This is a genomic window from Streptomyces nanshensis, assembly GCF_001751255.1.
Lineage (GTDB): Bacteria > Actinomycetota > Actinomycetes > Streptomycetales > Streptomycetaceae > Streptomyces > Streptomyces nanshensis_A.
On the sequence record NZ_LJGW01000337.1, the window covers coordinates 1 to 1,397 of the forward strand.

Below are 1,397 nucleotides of genomic sequence, written 5' to 3' on the forward strand. Positions count from 1 at the left end.
GGCACCACCGCTCGCACCCCCGCCCGTGGCGCCCGCACCCGCACCGGACCCCGCGCCAGACGCAGACCCCAGGGCGGCCCCGCCCGTCCCCGTACCCGGCGCTCCGCCCGGCACGGCGCCGCCGCGCTGTTCCTCCGAGTACGCCCGCAGATAGCCCGTCGCCGTGTTGATCACCGCGACCAGCGGCACGGCGACGACGGCTCCCGGAATCCCCGCGATGAGGCTGCCCCCGGTCACCGCGAGCACCACGGCCAGCGGATGCACCCGTACCAGCCGCCCCAGGATGAACGGTTGGAGCACATGGCTCTCGATCTGCTGCACCAGCAGGACGACGCCGAGGACGAGCAGCCCGGTGAGCGGACCGTTCGTCACGAAGGCGACCAGCACGGCCAGCGCTCCCGAGACGACCGCGCCCACGATCGGTACGAACGCGAAGATGAAGATCAGGACGGCGAGCGGAACGGCCAGGGGCACGTCGAGGAAGTAGATGCCGACGCCGATGAAGATCGCGTCGATCATGGCGACTATCACGGTGCCGCGCACATAGCCGGTGAGCGTGACCCACGCCCTCGGCCCGGCGCCCGCGACGCCCTCACGCGCACCGCTCGGCACCAGCTTGAGGAACCAGCCCCAGATGCCCCGCCCGTCGTACAGCAGGAAGAGCGTGATGAACATCGTCAGCACCGCGCCGGAGAGGAACTCCAGCAGCACGGTGACGCCTTCGAGCCCCGCGGAGGTGACCTCCTGGCTGTTGTCGCCCAGCCACTGGCTGAGGTTCTTGGCGATGTCGTTGACCTGGTTCTCGGAGACGTGGAAGGGGCCCTGGATCGCCCAGCGCTTGCCCTCCTCGATGGCCTGCTGGACGCGTTCGGTGAGCGTGGGCAGGTTCTCCGTGACCTGCCACACCACGAACCAGCCGACCAGGCCCATCACCACGAAGCCGGTGACGAAGGTGATCGTCGTCGCGAGACCGCGTCCCACGCCGTGCCGCTTCAGCCGCGCGACGGTGGGCTGGAGCAGTGCCGTCACGAGCAGTCCCGCGGAGAACGACAGCACCAGCAGGCTGATGGAGCTGATCACCTGTATCAGGACCCACACCAGGCCCGCGAGCACCAGCAGCCGCCACCCCGCCTCGGCCGCGACCCGTACGCCCCAGGGCACCGCCGTGGCGGGCGCGGGCCTGCCCTGGTCGCCGGCGCCGAGTCCGGTGCCCGGCAGCGAACCCGGCGGCTGTGCGCCGGACGGTACGCCCTGCCCCGGCTCGGTGGCCCCGACGCCCGCGCCGGGACCGGCACTTGGGCCCGTTCCGGTTCCGGATCCGGGCCCGTCGCCTTCGCCGAGCGGGTCCTCCCCCGGTACCCGTCCGGGCCTGGTGATCGCCGCTTCCTTCGCCAACT

General features: G+C 71.8%; 1 protein-coding gene. It reads right to left on the reverse strand.

The features are described from left to right. Positions 1–1,395: AI-2E family transporter (locus AN218_RS20005; protein ID WP_244900545.1), on the reverse strand; the 1,395-nt coding region annotated here is incomplete at its 3' end. Positions 1,396–1,397 lie beyond the last annotated feature (2 nt).